Raw genomic sequence first — 17,049 nt, forward strand, 5'->3', positions numbered from 1 at the left:
GTAACAGGTGAATGGAATGAAACTCTTAGGCAGCTTTTTGTTAGATTTCGATATCATTTCAGCAAAAGATTTGGCTGATGTGATGGTTGAACAAATTCGTCAGACACCCAACAGTTTGGATATCATCTACGAAAAACAGATGATAACGCCGGAGCAATTTCTATCCATTGTCACACTGCAAAACGATGAGCATTTAGACCTACGTTCAGCCTGTATACGACTTGATATTTGGCGTAATGAGTTTTTCGATGTGATCAATGAAGAGGTATCCAAACGCCGGTCGACGTTGGGGCGTTTACTCGTTGAAAAAGGCTTAGTTGAGCCACATGTGTTGCTACCGATTCTCAAGCAATATCATGCGTATCGCGCGGAAAACAACAATGACTTTGCCTTGTTCTCTGAGAATACACTGTTAGACCTCAATGAAAGCGAGGCCGATGAAAGCGCTCCACTTGTGCATTTCGAGCCTGACTTCTTACATGTTCAGACTAGCGACCCATCCGACTACATTGACCTTTTTTCTGAAGAGAAAGAAATTGAGCTTGAGCTCGTTATTTTGGGCATTGAATCATTGGGAAGCGACAAAAATGAAGCAGATCCAGAGGAGTTGCTGAACCATTTTTTTACAGATTACCATTCCCTAAAGGGTACAGCGCGAAGCGTTGGCGCATCGCTGACTGAGAACCTCATTCATGAATCCGAAGACTTGCTTACGTTCTTCAAACGATTCCTTCATAAAGTAAATAGCGCTGACTTTGCTGCGCTTGCCGCTGTTAATTTGAAGGTGTTGGATGTTCTCAGCAACTTGAGAAATGAAATGGTGAACTCTGGCTCAGAAGAAAACTATTGGTTGATCACTGAATCTAAGGATAAATACCTCAAAACACTAGGCGACATTAAGCGGCTTAACGAAGAATTGGAAAATCGAGGGTATGAAGTGAAGCTTGAAGACGTCCAAGATCTTTTTTAACAACGCATACTGCGTTACACAACAAGAACATTCTTCTTCAACTCACGACGAATGTATACCCAATCAACCTGAAGATGCTTGATTTCTGAAGGCTTCACTTAGAGCGAGTTTACTGACGCCATTCTCGCTGTTATCCCTTTTTGAAGGAGATCGCCACATCAAAAAGGGACGTCTTTGCCATAATATCTGTAAACCTCGTTGAATCCTTCATTTTGGGTACATGTTTTCGTTGAACAATCACGAAGTGATATGTTTTTTCGCTAAAACTACGTCCCACCTCACGTTGCATTTCTATCTGAATAAATGAATTTTTGCTAATTTATCCAATGCTTTAGATGATGGTTATATCTTGCTTTAAGGCTTACAAGTAGTGACTAAGTGATAAGATAATAGTTAGAAAGGAACGCTTATGAATTTGAATCAAGTGACATTGACAGTGAAAAACATGAAGGAAGCGGTAACCTTCTATAAAACCCTTGGGTTTAATCAAATTGTTGAGGATGAGCACTATTGCCGTTTTGAATGTCCTGAAGGTGATTCTACATTTTCACTCTATTTGGGTGACCCGGACTCCCAAAGTAATAGCGTTATTTATTTTGAGCATGAGCAGTTGGATGCCTGGGTAGAGAGTTTGAAATCCAAAGGGATTCAGTTTGTTCAAGAGCCGACGGACAAAGAATACTTGTGGAGAGAGGCAATGCTAACCGACCCATCAGGTAATGAAATTAAGCTTTACTGGGCGGGAGAAAACAGAATCAACCCACCTTGGCGCGTCAAAGCGTAGCCCAGAGCCTAATATGTCAGTTCTTAAAGGCCGGCACTCAATGTTTGTATGAAAAGTTCTGATCGTTTTTGCTCTGGCTAGCGGCTGTCTCAACGGAGGTTTTGGTGCGGAGAGTTAAAGCTCATTGCTACATTCAAAGTGCTGATTCATGAAGTCACTAAACGGTAATGTTACAAAACCATAAAGCGGCTGCTCGTAAGCGAAGAAATGATACTGTTGAACCGTCTCCCAATAATGTGTGATTTCATTGTATGATAAAAGAAGGCTCGCTTTTCTTTTGTGACGGATATACCCATGGGAGACGTTCTACTCCAATTGCAATTCTCGTTATCTATCACCGGCCCTATCTGCTTGATGCTGATACTTGGGGTTGTATTCAAACGCATCGGCCTTATTAACGACAACTTCATTGAAGTTGGCTCAAAACTCGTTTTTCAAGTGACCCTTCCGACCATGCTTTTTTTAAGTATTGTCGTCTCCAAACATGACTTTTCTGCCGCAAGTGGATTTGTAAATTACGGCATCATCGCCAGCATCCTATTTTTTGTCTTTGCTTATATCTCGGTCAAATTGCTGTTCAAAGACTCACCCAATCAAGGCGTCATTATTCAAGGAAGTTACCGTGCCAATACGGGTATCATTGGCATCGCTTTTGTAGCGAACGCGTATGGCTCGCAAGGGGTCGCATTAGCAGCCTTGTATGTGGCGGTGACGACGTTTATCTACAACGTGCAAGCGGTGATCTGTCTTTCACCCAAAAGGGCAGCATCTGGCGCACAAACTGCAAAACTGATGCTTCGCACCCTGACCAAAAACCCACTGATCATCTCAATCCTTTCCGGTATGGCGTTTTATGTGCTTTCCATACCTGTACCCGACGTGGTGGTTGATGCAGGAAACTACTTAGCGAAAATGACGCTTCCCTTAGCGCTGTTATGCACGGGGGCATCGCTTAATTTTAGCTTGATGAAAAAAGAGAAGGGGCCTTCGTGGTTTGCAGGTAGCTACAAGCTCATTGTTGCGCCTCTACTCATCACTTTTGGGGCTTATTTAGTTGGTTTTAGAGGGATAGAGTTAGGGATCTTGTTCTTTATGAATGCCTCTCCCGTCGCAGCGGCAAGTTATGTCATGGTGCGCTCTATGGGTGGAAATGCCGTACTGGCAGCTAATATCATCGCTTTTACCACGGTGCTTTCAGCGGTGACATGTACTGTGGGCATTGTCATTCTCAAAGCGTATGGGTTGATATAGTCAGACGATAGTCAGTATTTTATCTCTAAATTGCGCAGGCGCTAAAAACGTAAACTTCTGCTTCACTCATCTTCGTATTCACTTCTCACTTCTCACTTCTCGCCCAAAACGAGGAATGTAGAAACGCGACGATGCTTAAAGGTGTTGGTTTTGAAGTTGCATCGCTACTTAGCTACTTAGCTTTTGCCGCAATGAGCACGTTCTGCCACATAAGTATCCCTGCTAAAAACGCAATCTTATAGCAAAATCATCGATTCGCTTGATGGAAAGTTTAGCGGTAGTCGTGATGTTAAGGGATCAACCAAGTTTAGTGAGAGTGAGGTCATTCCCTTCGAGTTAGGATTTAGTCGCATGTATTGGAGAGTGAAGCCGATTTATGAATAGTGGGACACTGATTTTGTAGATTATCTTGTAAAATTTGAATGACGCGGATCGTTCTTTTTTTGGTGGGCTCGCTAGTTCATAGTGTTAGATTCAATATGGAGTGTTGATGGAGATCAGAGTAAACATTACAAAACTTGATTTGTTTTGGATGAATTCACAAGCATTTATATCGTCCCCTGGGACTAGAAATATTGCCATATATGCTTGGCTAGCTATGGCTGGGGTATTTTTTTATAAAGGCGGGTTTAATGCTAGCGTTGATGAAATACTTTATAGATTGACTGTCTTTCTAGGCTGGGCAGTTCTGGTATACGGATTTTTCTACGTTCTTTCTACTTTGGCAGTATTAGGTAGTGCATCAAAAAATTACGGTCAGTTAGGTGACCACACCTACGAAGTCACTGACACTGGGTTTATTGAATCAACGGACGTAAATGAGACAGTTACGAAATGGGAGGGTATCTATGAATTAGTGAAAACCAAGCGTTATTTATACATAAAGACTGCGCCGCTTCTTGTATATGTTATTCCTCTTCGTAGTTTTTCAACTGAAACTGAATTTAACGAGTTTTATTCTAAGGTTAAAGGCGGCTATGATAACGCGTCAGCCCAAGCGCATTGACTCAGACTCTTTTTCACGGGCTTATTTTTGTGATGGTCGATGTTATTGTTTCCGCTGCATGATGTGAGATGAGCCCGGCATCAAGCCTGTCATTTTATCTTTCTGTCCGAAATCGTTAGCAAACCTTTTGATGTGCTGAGGATTAGCGTTTGCACAGGCCAGAAGAAGCGAATTTTCAGTCGTCAGGTAGCTTCAACGACGAGGCGTAGAGGGTGATGTTTTTTACGCGATTTTCCAATATTTTCAAATAAACGCGTTCTCTCATGGTATACAATGTGGGCTGTTGGTCTGGTTCCTAACTTTATGGATAATTGAAATGGCAAAGGTATTAGTGAGTTCTTGTTTGTTGGGCTGTAAAGTTCGTTATGACGGGAATAATCTTGAAGTGAAATCGAGTGAGTTTGACGAGTTTATTCAATCGAACGATATCACTCCTTTTTGTCCTGAAGTTGCTGGTGGCTTACCAATACCACGTATCCCCGCTGAAATATGCGGTGGAACGGGTGATGACGTACTTAATGGTTCAGCTAAAATATTTGGTAAAGATGGTAGGGATGTAACGAAAGCCTTTTTAGACGGTGCTGAGCTAACGCTTAAAACTTGTCTGGATAATAAAATAGAATATGCAGTATTAACTGAATCAAGCCCATCTTGTGGAAGTTCTAGTATTTACAACGGGAAGTTTGAGGGTGTTAAGGTGTCAGGAAAGGGGGTTACTTGTAGTTTGCTAGAGAACAATGGTATTAAAGTTACAAGCCAACATGAGTTAGCAAAATTAAAAATTTAAAGCGTTGATGACAAGTCAACACGATTTGCGACATTCGGCATTCTATACCCAAACAATCTGAATCCTGCATCTTCAGGTTGATTGGGTATAGACAGTTTTTTGGTTTACCGAGTTAAGTGGTAAAATTAGGTTTAATCTGTACGTAGCAAATGTATTGTGCAGGTGCTGATGACTCCTACATAATTCGCCCATCCATATGCCTGACTTTTCAAGTCACGGAACGCTTCTTGTACTTGCATTCTATTGTATATAAGCGCGTTGTCTGAACCGTGTTTAGCGTGTCCTTCCCATTTTTTAGAATGGAATGTTTGAGAGTTTAAGCTAGGCGCAGATGTTATAAACAGAAGTGGTTGTGGAATAACTCCCCTTAATAAAACGCTTCCCAAAGACAACTCAGTTCGCTGCTTTTTTCCCTCTGATGAGGCCCTTCATGGTGTCGGTGACTTGCTTTAGCTTTAAGCTCTGTTCTTTATAACTCATAGATACTTGAGAGGTTTCGTTGGCAATGTGATGGTTGCTGTTTACGATCCCAGCCATGGATTCCATTGCGGAATTCACCTGCACAATCCCTTTCATTTGTTGGTTGAAAGCCTCACTGAATGAATCAATTTCTTTCGAAAGCCCCTGAATTTGTTTTGAAATTCCGGAAAAACTAACTTGCGTTTGTTCAGATAACGCTTTGCTTTCTTTTACCCGTAGTTCAGTTTCCTTCACGATTTCGCCGACCGTGACCATAGAGTCTTTCAGCAGTTTGTCTATGTCCTGCGAGGCTTGGCCCGATGTTAGAGCGAGTTGGCCGACTTCCTGTGCAACTACCGCAAAGCCGCGCCCATGTTCGCCTGCTCGTTCTGCTTCAATGGACGCATTGAGAGAAAGGAGCTTGGTCTGGAACACGATGTCATGAATGACCTTGGTGTAATCAGAGATTTTTTGAATGATGTCGTTAATCTCTTGCAGATGCTTATTGGAGTTTTCAATCAACACAACAGAGTGTGCAAGTTTCCCCATGTTCTTGCTGCCTTCATTGCTCAATTCAAGTGTGCCTTTAGATACATCTAAACAACCTAAAACGTTCTGGTTAGTTTGTTTTACCATTTCGGTGATTTCAGAAATGGCCGACACATTGGAATCTAGCGCTGCGCGTTGTTTCTCTACGCCGTCAGCGAGGCTTTCTGCGCCCTTTAACACTAGGCGTGAGTTATCCAGCGCATCATCAGACACCAGAGTGAGATCTTGTGTAATCGCGATGAGGGGTTTAGAAAGGCGCAGTGCAACAAGGTATATAATGATGCAGAGCAGGGCGATGATGGAGAAAAAGCAAGCCAGAATAACTTTAAGGTTTTGTTGTAGAGCGGCCGTTGAATTTTCTTCGTTGTAGGTAATGTTAAGCACACCTAGCAATGTGCCATCCTCCATCAAAATTTCACCAGAATAGTTTTTGACGGCGTAATTCACGGCTTTTGGCTTGGTTTCAGTATAGGGTATTCCGCTTCCATCGATGAACTCAATGTGGTCGATATCGGCATCCTTCATGCCGACGTTAACGAAATCTTCTAACGCGGATAGGTCGTAATTTAAGATGTAGGTTTTGCTCGATTGCTTAAGAAAGCTAGCGAGGGCTTCCACTTTACCTTGCTGAATCTTGGAAAGCTCATTCGATGTCATTTGATGGAAGAAAAGGGCCGCAATGATCAGTAACACCGTGATACTGCCAATCAAAGGCAATAGAATACGATATCGTAGTGACAGCCCAGAAAAAATCTTAAACAACATAGTCATACAATCACTTCATTTTCTGAATAGGTAGGGCTTTTCCATCTTCAACTTGTGTCAGGTAAACGTCGTCTAAGCCTTGTCGATCTGTCTTGCTAAAGTTGATTTTTAGGCCGCCAAAGTCCTTGTTTTTCATGCCCTCCATGGCACTGATAAAACGCTCTCGTGTTAAGTACTGACCCGATTGGTCTAGTGCATCAACGATGACCATGGCATTCAGGTAGCCTTCCAATTGCGTGTAATATGGGCTGTCGACACCGTAGTTGCTCATGTCGGCTTTGAAGTCAGAGATAATTTTGAGTTTGCTTTCATCGGGATTTGGCATCACTTGCGAAATATAGCTGCCATTTCCTGCAGTGCCGAGTTCAGCGATTAGTTTCTTCGTTCCCACAAAGGAAATGTTGGCGAACTTAGGATAGAACCCTTTGTCATGGGACATCTTGATAAACGCTCCACAGGCTTTGTAAGCGCCCACCATAATAACGGCGTCAGGCTTTGCGGCCATGATGCTATTTAAGCCTTGTTCGACATCGAGTGTATTACGCTTATATCTGCCTTCTGCGTGGATTTTAAGACCACGCTGTCGAAGCGCTCTTTGTACACCCGCTTTACCTGCCGCACCGTAACCGTCATCTTGGATAAAAACGGCGATCTTTTTGTAACCGAGGTCATTGATAAAGTGATCCACCAGTTTTTTGGTTTCATTAAAATAACTGGCTCGGATGTTAAAGATGTTATTTTTTGCAGGGTTACGCAAAAATTCTGCGCCTGTGAAGGGGCCGATATACGGAATCTTTGCTCGGTTGACTTCAGGCATGACGGCTTTCGACGTTGGCGTGCCGACAAAACTAACCAAGGCAAAAACTTTGTCTGTATAGATGAGCCTTTTCGCATTTTTGGCCGCGCGGTCGGGCTCATAACCATCGTCGAGCGAAACCACACTGATCTTTCGGCCGTGAATACCACCTTGCTGATTGATCTTTTCGAAATAGGCGAGTGTCCCTGCTTTAACGCCACTGCCTAGCCCAGATGCAGGCCCTGAAAGGGCATTACTCATACCAAAAGTGATCGTTTTGTCTGTTACGCCAACTTCGGCGGCAGCAGCAGTTGAAAACAACCAAAGCAACATGATGGTGCAATGCAAACCTTTCATTGGTATTCCTCGATTAATAACTGAGTTATCAATGAGTATAGGAAAGAAATCATATGTCTCATTATTGATTTAAATGAGTAATGAAACTGCTCCCTTCTATGGCTTGGCAAACCGCGGATGAATAACGCATTGGTGAGTGTGCGCAGAGAAAAGAAAACCCCGGCATGCGGGGTTTCGTCTTATGGCGTTAGTGCTTGCCTTTTAATCTTATTTTGAAAAAGAATGCCAAACCCAAATAACCAGTAGCTTGTAGCCAAAGTTGAGTAAGGTGGCTAAGTTGGCTTTGGAAATCCGCACCCATCTGATTCAGTTGTAAGGTGGCTTGGATCACCACGGTAGATGGCGCAAATTGCGCGATAATATTCAACCACGAGGGTAAGGCGCTACTAGGCCATACGAATCCGGCAATAAAAAGCAAAGGCATGGAGCTCAACAGCACGATCAGTGTGATCATTTCTGCGCGTTTAATAGCAATACCAATCAAGGTGCCAAGACCGATGCTGGCAAGCAAGAAGGGTAAGATTACTGCTGCCAATTGCAGTGGATCAGCCATACGGTTAACACCGTTAATGTCTAAACTCGCACCCAAATAATACATCGCCATGATGCAGTAAATGGCAGCCAGAATTGCTGTTCTTGCCAAGAGGCTTTTGCTGTTTCTCGCGGATACAGGGTTTGATGCCGAGCCAGAGTGACTGCCGCTTTCTGAAATACCCAGCATGCCTGATGCAATCAGCAAGGTTTGTTGCAAGATCAGCATAAATACGCCGGGAACCACATAGTCGCCATAACCCATTGTGGGGTTAAACACGGGCACAGCGTTGAGTGAAAACGGCGCATATTGCTTGGTAGCCAATGGCATGGGGGTATCATGCGTGAGCGCGCGTTGTACTTTGACTTGCGCACCCAATGTGCTGCCTGTTGCCACCACGCCTTCAACAATAGTGCCGTAGGTAAGGAAGAACGACGCATCCCCGCCGACGGACACCACTGGGCTTTTACCGAGCAGAAGATCACGATAGAAATGCTGCGGTATGGTCACCACGCCTTCGATCTCTGCTGAGGCAAAATACGGGCTGGATTCTGTCTCGTTTCCAAGTTGCTTGACGACCTGCACTTGCGGTGTGGCATCCAACATGCGAATGAAGGTGCGACTCTGTTGGCTTTGGTCATGATCGACAATGGCGACATGAAGCTCGCGGGGCAGCTGATTAGCATACGGCAGCGGGTAGAGCAAAGAGTAGATAATGATGCCGCCAAATACGGTAAAAACCACGGCAGGGTTAGAGAACAACCGACGCAGTTCGCTGATGAATACATCGCGCCAATTCATGATGTCACCTCTTCCGACACTGCTTGGGTAGATTTTGCATTGTCAGTGCTTGCTGAAATACGCTTCACTTTTACCCCTATCAACAACCAGATAAGACTAAATGATGCCAATGCGAGTAGGGCAGGCATGGCTTGTTGAAGTGTTGCGCCATAGTTGAATTGACCAATTTGCAGCGTGATGTAGTGGCTGATAGGTAGCATGGAGCGCCAACATTGCGCGAAGAAAGGCATTTCGCTCGCAGGAAAACTTACGCCCATAAACGCGAATGCGGGAGCCGTAAATCCTGCCACCAGACTCATGGCGCGCACTGCATTGCGTGACCCCACATACAGCAATGAGCCAACCGCGACGCCTGCCAATACCATGAGCCATTGCGCAGCAAACAAGATGGTCCAATCGCCGTTCATTGGCCAGCCCAATCCCCAGTGCATACCTGTCGCAAATCCGACGCTTAACAACCAAAGCGGGAGCGCAGTGCCCAGTGCTTTTACGGTGAGCTTTTTCACCACAGCGCCACGAAAGTAAGCTTCAAGTCCAATGCGTTTGTCCGTCAGCGCCATAGATAACATACCACTGGCGACAAGAATGATTTGCCACAGCGCTGGAATAATGGCGGAAACCAAGAACTGCGCATAGTTTGTACCTGCGTTAAACAGGGGGACTATCTGAAACCTAAGCGGAACAGACAAGCCTGCTGCTTGCGTGGCAACTGTGGTGCCGTGAAGCATTTCGCCTTGTGTGGCGACCAATGCTGAAAAGGTGCTTTGTGCTTGACTGATTGCCGAGCTGACTAGCTTACCAATCAAGATGTACTGACTGTTATATAACGCAGTGACTTCTGGGTTTTCACCCCGTTTAGTCGCCTTTTCAAAGTTGTGAGGGATCACGACAGTGGCATAGGTTTGGGCACTGTTTAACGATGACGATGCGTTATCTATATCGCTGAAAGTGCGAACAGCGAGCGTTGGCGTGGCATCATAATAACGCACTAGTGATCGGGACAACGCGCTGTTGTCTAAGTCGACAACACCAATGGGCAAATCGCGCCCTGTTCCTGATGAGAATATTGCCCATACCAACAAGAACATAACTAATGGCAAGCCACCCAAAAGGGCAGCGAGCCAACGGTCAGAGGCAATAAGCCGCCATTCTTGCCAAAGTAAGGAGGAGAATGAGGTATTTTTCATTCCACTTACCCTTGGGTAGCGTTTTCTGTGACCAACACGCTCATGCCTGCACGCAGTTGGTGAATCGGTTCAACTGGGCGCGCTTCCACTTCAAATGTTCGCATGTCATAGCCTTGTTGGCTGCTAGTCGCGCGCCATGTAGCGAAATCACCCATTGGAGCAACGTGAGTGACTTCAAAGCGATACGCATTGTTACCCAATGCTGGAATATTGGCATCAAACTGCGTGCCTTTTTGGAACTGACGCAGTTTATCTTCACGAATGTTAAATACTGCCCATGCGTCGTTCATATCGATAACTGTCACAACAGGGAAACCTTGTGGTGCGAGCTCACCGGGGTGCAGAAGCACTTGGCTAACTTCGCCTTGGTACCAACTGTGTATCTTGGTGTCTTGGGTGTAGGCTTCCACTTCTGCAACCGCGCCAGCCGCCATTCGCACCTGTTCTTGTGCTGCGCGTTTGGTTTCGGTGCGCGCACCTTCTTTTGCCATTTCATACATTTGGCGTGCGGCATTTTCTGTGTATTCCGACGCTTTCCATTGGGTAAAAGCTTCATCGCGTTTTTGCTCGGCTGTTACACCTTCACGGTATAACGCATCAACACGGCGGTAGGTTTTTTCATAAAGTGAAGAGGCGGCTTTGGCTTTTTGCCATTGGTCGCGTGCGGCATTGATCTCTTGTGAACGTGCGCCACTTTCTGCTTGCTCAGCCATTGCGCCTGCGGCTTGCTCACCGGCTTTGGCTTGTTCGAGCTTGGCATCAAGTTCTGGGCTGTAGAGYGTGAAGATCAGATCCCCTTTGTCGACTTGTTGGCCTTTACGCACCAACACTTCATCGACACGCCCTGGCACTTTCGAAGACACGCTGTATTGCTGCGCTTCGATTTGCCCTTGAAAGCGCTCAGGCGCTGGTTGGTAGGCTTGATAGAAGCTGTAACCGACCCAACTTACCAGTGCGACAGCAGGAACAACGAGAATGGCAGATTTTACGTTAGACATGATGTTTATCCCTGTTGTGAGGTTTGAAGAGTAAGGGTTGGCGACGTTGACAGCTGCAATGCGGCGGCCTGGTAATTCACGAACTCGTTCATGTCACCACTAATCGCCAGCAGGCGAGAGAGTGACAAGACATACTGATAAGCGGCAGCGAGTTGCTGGGTTTTGATGCTGGCGAGGTAAAGCTCTGCATCCACCACATCTAATGATGTAGACAGACCTTGCACGAAGGCTTTTTCGCGTAAGCGAAGGTTTTCATCTGCCAGTGAAATGCTAGATGCTAGGCCTTGGTATTCTTCGAGGGCTTGCCCTGCTTCACGCCATGTTTTCTCAACTAATAGTGACAAATCTTGTTCAGCTTGAGCGCGCAGGTGGTTCACTTGCACTGCCGTACTGTGTGCTGCTTTCAGTTTGTCTGAACGGCCACCACTATCGACAAGTGGGATGCTTACGCCAACACCAACCGCCCAATCTGGGGTCAGTTCAGCGGTCAACGAATCACCTTCATATAAGTTGTAGTTTCCGTAAAGGAAGACTTGCGGGTAGTACTTGCCTTTTTCGAGGTCGACAAGGCCATTGGCTTGTTGGCGTTTGGCATCCAACACTTTTAAGCCGGGGTAAGTGGCAAGCGTTTTGGCAAGAAACGGAGACATCGCAGGCACAGTGTCTTGGGTAAACAGGCCGTTTGAAGGCGTGACAGGTGCGGTGCTTTTTACCAGTGTTTGGAGCGCAGCGTGCGCAATGTCGAGGTCGCGTTGCGCTTTCTTGCGTTCAGTTTTTGCTTTGTCGTACGAGACTTCTGCTTGTAGTCGCTCAACACGAGCAATTTGACCTTGGGCCTCCATTTTCTTTGCGTGGTCGAGGTGTTTTGCAAGACCTTGCTCAACCTCCAAGCGAGTTTGAACCACTTGTTCAGCGAGCACGGTTGAGAAGTACACCTTGGCAAGATCTTCAAACTTGGCTTGTTGCGCCATTTGCATCAAATATCGCGCTTCTTCTTTTTGCGCGCTGGCAATGTCTCCAGCCGCGAGAATGCGACCGCCCGTAAATATCGGCCAGATGGCACGGATCGAGCTGGTGTACACATCGCGATCTGCCAATGTGGTGGTAAGCATGCTATCGAGATTACCTAAGCCGGGCGGAAGTAACCCGGCCAAATTGCCAATCGCATCGCCACCTTTCATATGGTGAGCAAGCTGGGAAGGCGAGACTTCCACGTTCTGATCTAACCGCGTGTAGTTACCGCTGACAGAAATGCTAGGGAGATGATGGGCAGAGGCGGCGCTTTCCATGTGTTCAGCGCGTTGCACATTGGCACGTTCTGCGGCAATCGCATCATTGCGGGTTAATACGGCTTGCCATGCTTCGGCAAATGACATGGATTCTGCTTGAGCGTTTGGCGATACAAAAGTGACGGGTAAAAACAGGGTCACGAGGGCAAGCGCGCGCAGAGAAAAAGGGATTCTGGCAAACATCGAGGTGTCCACATTGGAATAGATGGATATATTTTAGAGTTAATGCTCTAAAAATGCCAGTCACTTAAGACGGGGGGCTTGTCTATGTGGTCTATGAGGCGATGAAATGACCATTGATTTTATTATGATTAGAGGTAGAATCTTGCCTGAAAGCGAACGCTTTCTCCTATCTATACCCAAACAACCTGAAGATGCAGGATTCAGCGAGATTTACTGGCGCAATGATCAAGGCGTCCCTTTGCTGATGTAGTGAACTCCATCAAAAAGGGACAACACCGAGCATGGTGTCAGTAAACTCGCCCGAAGGGAGGCCCTCAGAGCGTCCACTTCATCGTTAAATTCCTGTGAAATAGAATGACTATTCCTACAAGAATTCGCATTGAATTGAACACTCTGATGGCCTCTGAAATCGAGCATCTCCAGGTTGTTTGGGTATAAGCCTGCGCGAACGTTTGTCTCATTGATTGATGTTATCGTTTCCCATGGCAACACAAAGTAACGACTGTCAGGTTACATTGTGGGAATACAGCACTTGTCTCCGCTGTATTTTTTGAGCTGGACTCATCCATGACCTTTTCGCCTCAAGCCGTGATCCCGTCTTAGGTAAGCAATCAGACGCTAAAGCAATTTCTCAACGTTATTTTCTTTGTTGATAATCCAACCCGAAAGAAAACTTCACCTCTGGGTACATACAATCCCATGCAAACGTTTGTCTCCTATAAAAAGGTGTTGTAGGTGGCTGAAACACGATACGTTTGGGAAAGCATAGCGTTTGCAATTTGCACTTTTAATTACAAGTGAACTTTTCAAAGAATAGGGGCTGATATGCCAACCAATGCATTGAGCGAGCGTATGATTCGCTTTTTGATTTTGATGATTTTTCTCGCTGCGGCGATGGAGACGGACATCTATCTTCCGGCTTTTCCAGATATGATGACCGCATTTAACACCAACGAAACCATGATCCAACGCGTGCTGAGTTTTAACTTCCTTGGTATTTGTCTGGCATCGTTAATCTATGGGCCATTGTCCGATTCCGTAGGTCGTCGTAAAGTTCTTAATGTTGGCTATGCCTTATTTATTGCTGGCAGTTTGGGCTGTGTGTTTTCAAGCAATATTGATGTTTTGATTTTTTGGCGATTCGTTCAAGGCTTCGGCAGTGCGGCTTGCATGATAATCGGCGCAGCCATGGTCTTCGATTTGTACAAAGCAGAAAAAGCCACTGAGATTGTGTCAGATCTGAACAGTTTGGTCGTGAGTATCATTGCGTTCGCGCCAATGTTAGGTGGTTGGATTAACTATCAGTTCGGGTACACCTATAACTTTGTGTTTATTGCTGCGTTGACCATCGTCACTGGCCTGATTTGTTTCATCAAATTGCCGGAATCACTGCCTGTAGAAAAACGCAAACCGCTGTCCATTAAGGGCATTGGTAGTGACTACGTGACAGTACTGAAAAACGGCGAGTTCTGGGCAAACACGTTGATCACCACCGCCATATTTTCTGGCTACATGGTGTTCATTTCTAATATGCCCCTGATTTTTGTGAATCATCTGGGTATCGATAGTGCGGTGTTTCCTTTTTATCAAGTGAGCTTGTTGGTGGCGTTCGTGATTGCGAGTATCAACAATGGTCGCTTAATGAAGTGGTTTGGCGTTAACTTCCTGCGCCGATATGGATTTCTTACCATCGTGTTGATGACGTTGACCATGTTTGTATTGCCGACAAGCTGGCAACAACTTCCGTTGGTCGTGACTTCACTCATGGTGCTTTACTCTCTGGGAGCTGGTGTGTGTATCGGAATCTTCTTTGCTCGTTCAATGGAAGCCGTGCCGAATCAAACGGGTGTGAGTGCCTCTTTAGTCACAGCGATTCGTTTAGCGTTGGTGGCCTTGGTCATAGACATTAGTGGTGCGATGTTTGATGGCACAATGACGTCTGTTATCAACTTAATCAGTGGGTGCATCTTGCTGAGTGTGATCATCTATCTTGGTGATAATCTTCGAGCTAGACGGCATAAAAAGACGACTAGCCTTAAGGTTTGATGGTCTAGCTGTAAGATGTCCAATCGCGAACAGAGCCTGCATATGATGCAGGCTTTTTTGTGTTCGCCCCAGTAGGGAGAGTATCTCTAGGTTGCTTGGGTGTAGTCGTGTAATGCACTTTCGATGGCATCAATCGCCATTTTTACGCCAATCGGCACAGTGCCGTGGAATGGGTGAAGGGCATATACGTTTACCCGTGGCATCTGAAAATCGGGTAACACGGGTTTCAGTTTTGGGTTTGTGGAAACAGTGAAGTTGGGCAAAATCCCCAGGCCATAGCCAGACTCAATCAGCGCGAGTGTCGTTTGCATCGCGTTCGTTCTATGTCTCGGTGAAAACGTTAACGATCGGGTTTCATGAGTTAACGGATTATAGAGTTCATGGGATACCGTTTTAGGTTGCCATTGATGGGCGATATAAGGTGCGTTATCCAACGAAAAATCACTGTCTTTGGCGCAACATAATACATCTCTAAACTCGCCAATCCGTCGTTGCTTATTGTTGCTAGGTAGAGACCTTCCAGCACGAATCGCGAGATCGATGTTGTTTTCCATGAGATCGAGTTGATTGTCGTCATTGATCAAATTGAGTTCGACGTCAGGATAATCCGCATAAGCTGTCAGCAGGGCTGGGACGACTAACGATGACATCAGGGCGTTCGGTGCAGTTAAGGTGATTTTCCCTTTCGGAATTGTCTGCTGAACCTTCATTTCCTCCCATGCGTGCTCCGCCACTCGATGCATTTCACAACAGTATTGGTAGAAGTGTTCCCCTGATTGGGTAAGCGATTGCCGGCGCGTTGTGCGTGTGAGTAGCGTTGTGTCGAGGTCTAATTCGAGTTGCTTTAGCGCCTGACTTACTACGGATTTGGAGGTGTCTAACTTGTCTGCGGCATTAGTGATTGAACCCGTTTCTACCACATGCATAAACAAGGTCATTTGTTTAAGTTTATTCATCTGTGTTTGCATATTGTTTCTCTCACAAGAACAATGTGTTTGTTTTGCTTTATTTATCTAATCTAATCGTGTTTCTACACTAAGTCCTTAAATATCTCCAAGACAGAGCGAAACAAATGATGAATCAAGACGTACTTATTCCATATAACGAGGGAATCAAAGCGTGGCAAGATGCCTTCAACAATCAAGATGCAGCGGGCTGTGCCGCGCAGTATGCAGATCACACTACCTTGATGGTCGCGCGTCCCTTTGGCGAATTTACAGGTCGTGAGGACATCCAAGCGTTTTGGCAGCAAATCATGGATCAAGGTTTTGCTGATGTTGATTACACCAATGTGAAATGGGAACCAGCAGAAGACGATGATGGCTTCATTTTATGTGCTGATTGGACTATGAATAAAGCATTTGGTGTGGTTCACCGTGAGCATTGGAAGATTCAAGAAGATGGAAAAGCTCGCTTAGTGTTTGATGAGTTCGAAGTGCAAGGCGAGCGTTAATCTCGGCTTTGAAACCATCAATAAACGCGGAGGCCATGGCATCCGCGTTGTTATCTTGGGCTTATGATCTGAACGAAGCAATTTCTTCATCGCTAAGGTATCGCCATTCTCCTGCATCAACATCAAGCAGGACCTCACCAATGCGCTCTCGATGTAACGCAACAACACGGTTGCCAACCGCAGAAAACATGCGCTTAACTTGATGGAACTTCCCTTCTGTGATCGTTAGTAAAACGTCTTGCGGGCTTAGCACATCGAGTTTTGCTGGCTGAGTGGGTTTGCTCTCTCCTTGCAGCATAATGCCATGCTTGAATCGATCAGCCTCATCACCTCTAATTGGGCGAGAAAGACCGACGCGATACACTTTTTCGCAGTGTTGGGTTGGCGTGGTGATATTGAACGACCAATGACCATCATCAGTGATCAATACAAGCCCTGTTGTGTCCGCATCTAATCGCCCTGCGATGTGTAATTCTTCTGTATGCTCCATGTTTGTGGTGGAAAATAGTGAGGGGTAGACTTCATCGATATTGGAGCAAATGGTTCCAGCAGGTTTATGCATTAAGATATAGCGAAACGGGCGAGGGATTAATGTGTGACCCTGTAACTGAATAATGTTGTTTTCATGCACCTGTGCGAACTCGTGAGTCACGACTTGTTCGTTCACCGTTACCGCTCCGTTTTGAATCAGCTGGATGGCATCTGCACGGTTTAACGCAGTGCTTTTACAAACGAATTTATCAAGGCGCATTTTTACAACAATAATCAAGAAAATGTGCAGGCATTATCCATCCTAAACCTGATATGGCAACCTGCATTGAACGGTAATCAAACCG

Annotated in this window: 15 protein-coding genes; 7 read left to right on the plus strand and 8 right to left on the minus strand. The window is 45.6% G+C overall.

What is annotated here, in order from left to right:
* The first annotated feature begins 16 nt into the window (after nt 1-16).
* The 5 genes from L4D06_RS05245 to L4D06_RS05265 all read left to right on the plus strand — a co-directional run bounded on the left by L4D06_RS05245 (nt 17) and on the right by L4D06_RS05265 (nt 4,798).
* Nucleotides 17-970 (plus strand): hypothetical protein, encoded by a 954-nt coding sequence (locus L4D06_RS05245; RefSeq protein WP_429738058.1) that lies wholly within the window; start codon nt 17-19, stop codon nt 968-970.
* Between the two features lie 409 nt (nt 971-1,379).
* Nucleotides 1,380-1,754, plus strand: coding sequence for a VOC family protein (locus L4D06_RS05250; RefSeq protein WP_429738059.1), 375 nt, complete (start codon nt 1,380-1,382; stop codon nt 1,752-1,754).
* 294 nt (nt 1,755-2,048) lie between these two features.
* Nucleotides 2,049-3,005, plus strand: a complete 957-nt coding sequence (locus L4D06_RS05255) for an AEC family transporter (RefSeq protein WP_429738060.1) — start codon at nt 2,049-2,051, stop codon at nt 3,003-3,005.
* 490 nt (nt 3,006-3,495) lie between these two features.
* On the plus strand, nt 3,496-4,011 hold the full coding sequence (locus tag L4D06_RS05260; protein ID WP_429738061.1) for a YcxB family protein: 516 nt from the start codon (nt 3,496-3,498) through the stop codon (nt 4,009-4,011).
* Nucleotides 4,012-4,327: 316 nt separating this feature from the next.
* Nucleotides 4,328-4,798, plus strand: a complete 471-nt coding sequence (locus tag L4D06_RS05265) for a 2-thiouracil desulfurase family protein (protein WP_429738062.1) — start codon at nt 4,328-4,330, stop codon at nt 4,796-4,798.
* Nucleotides 4,799-5,191: 393 nt separating this feature from the next.
* Here L4D06_RS05265 and L4D06_RS05270 read toward each other — a convergent pair whose 3' ends face one another.
* From L4D06_RS05270 to L4D06_RS05295, 6 genes are all read right to left on the minus strand, one after another.
* Complete coding sequence (locus L4D06_RS05270) at nt 5,192-6,577, minus strand: methyl-accepting chemotaxis protein (protein WP_429738063.1); 1,386 nt, start codon at nt 6,575-6,577, stop codon at nt 5,192-5,194.
* Between the two features lie 4 nt (nt 6,578-6,581).
* Complete coding sequence (locus L4D06_RS05275) at nt 6,582-7,724, minus strand: ABC transporter substrate-binding protein (RefSeq protein WP_429738064.1); 1,143 nt, start codon at nt 7,722-7,724, stop codon at nt 6,582-6,584.
* 187 nt (nt 7,725-7,911) lie between these two features.
* Entirely contained in the window at nt 7,912-9,057 is a 1,146-nt protein-coding gene (locus L4D06_RS05280) for an ABC transporter permease (protein ID WP_429738065.1), read from the minus strand.
* Complete coding sequence (locus L4D06_RS05285) at nt 9,054-10,244, minus strand: ABC transporter permease (RefSeq protein ID WP_429738066.1); 1,191 nt, start codon at nt 10,242-10,244, stop codon at nt 9,054-9,056. The genes L4D06_RS05280 and L4D06_RS05285 overlap by 4 nt, the downstream gene beginning before the upstream one ends.
* A gap of 5 nt (nt 10,245-10,249) precedes the next feature.
* Entirely contained in the window at nt 10,250-11,242 is a 993-nt protein-coding gene (locus L4D06_RS05290; protein ID WP_429738067.1) for an HlyD family secretion protein, read from the minus strand.
* Nucleotides 11,243-11,247: 5 nt separating this feature from the next.
* Entirely contained in the window at nt 11,248-12,714 is a 1,467-nt protein-coding gene (locus L4D06_RS05295) for a TolC family protein (RefSeq protein WP_429738068.1), read from the minus strand.
* An 825-nt stretch (nt 12,715-13,539) separates the two neighbouring features.
* On the opposite strand from L4D06_RS05295, the gene L4D06_RS05300 reads away from it, so the two are divergent.
* Nucleotides 13,540-14,760, plus strand: a complete 1,221-nt coding sequence (locus tag L4D06_RS05300) for a multidrug effflux MFS transporter (protein ID WP_274164122.1) — start codon at nt 13,540-13,542, stop codon at nt 14,758-14,760.
* 86 nt (nt 14,761-14,846) lie between these two features.
* On the opposite strand, the gene L4D06_RS05305 is transcribed toward L4D06_RS05300, so the two are convergent.
* On the minus strand, nt 14,847-15,728 hold the full coding sequence (locus tag L4D06_RS05305; RefSeq protein ID WP_429738069.1) for a LysR family transcriptional regulator: 882 nt from the start codon (nt 15,726-15,728) through the stop codon (nt 14,847-14,849).
* A 104-nt stretch (nt 15,729-15,832) separates the two neighbouring features.
* Here L4D06_RS05305 and L4D06_RS05310 point away from each other — a divergent pair, with 104 nt between their 5' ends.
* The gene (locus L4D06_RS05310; RefSeq protein WP_274164120.1) at nt 15,833-16,213 is read left to right on the plus strand and encodes a nuclear transport factor 2 family protein; all 381 of its coding nucleotides are present in this window, start codon (nt 15,833-15,835) and stop codon (nt 16,211-16,213) included.
* Between the two features lie 61 nt (nt 16,214-16,274).
* On the opposite strand, the gene L4D06_RS05315 is transcribed toward L4D06_RS05310, so the two are convergent.
* Nucleotides 16,275-16,964: a pseudouridine synthase gene (locus L4D06_RS05315; protein WP_429738070.1), complete on the minus strand. Its 690-nt coding sequence runs from the start codon at nt 16,962-16,964 to the stop codon at nt 16,275-16,277.
* Between the last annotated feature and the right edge of the window lie 85 nt (nt 16,965-17,049).

The organism is Enterovibrio makurazakiensis (assembly GCF_050336585.1).
GTDB classification, from domain to species: domain Bacteria; phylum Pseudomonadota; class Gammaproteobacteria; order Enterobacterales; family Vibrionaceae; genus Enterovibrio; species Enterovibrio gelatinilyticus.